At 61.7% G+C, this 472-nt stretch carries 2 protein-coding genes; both read left to right on the forward strand.

The window, feature by feature from the left end; translation table 11 throughout:
- The coding region (locus LE190_RS21430; RefSeq protein ID WP_225240608.1) for a 4Fe-4S binding protein at positions 1 to 213 on the forward strand (213 nt) is incomplete at its 5' end.
- Positions 214 to 222: 9 nt separating this feature from the next.
- Positions 223 to 472: NADH-quinone oxidoreductase subunit J (locus LE190_RS21435; RefSeq protein WP_225240609.1), on the forward strand; the 250-nt coding region annotated here is incomplete at its 3' end.

Raw genomic sequence — 472 nt, forward strand, 5'->3', positions numbered from 1 at the left:
GTGCGCTACGACATCGACATGGTGAAGTGCATCTATTGCGGCCTCTGCCAGGAGGCCTGCCCGGTCGACGCCATCGTCGAAGGCCCGAACTTCGAGTTCGCGACCGAGACCCGCGAGGAACTGTTCTATGACAAGGCCAAGCTGCTCGCCAATGGCGACCGCTGGGAACGCGAGATCGCAAAAGCGATCGAGCTCGACGCGCCGTACCGGTGAGATGAGAGCATGATCCTTCCCGCGCTGTTCTTCTATCTCTTCGCCGGCGTCTGCGTCGCCTCGGCGGTGATGGTGATTGTCTCGCGCAATCCCGTGCACTCCGTGCTGTACCTGATCCTGGCCTTCGTCAACGCCTCCGGCCTGTTCGTGCTGATGGGCGCCGAATTCCTCGCGATGATCCTGATCGTCGTCTACGTCGGCGCCGTCGCGGTGCTGTTCCTGTTCGTGATCATGATGCTCGACGTCGACTTCCTCGAGC

This window comes from Massilia hydrophila (genome assembly GCF_020208145.1).
Lineage (GTDB): Bacteria > Pseudomonadota > Gammaproteobacteria > Burkholderiales > Burkholderiaceae_D > Telluria > Telluria hydrophila.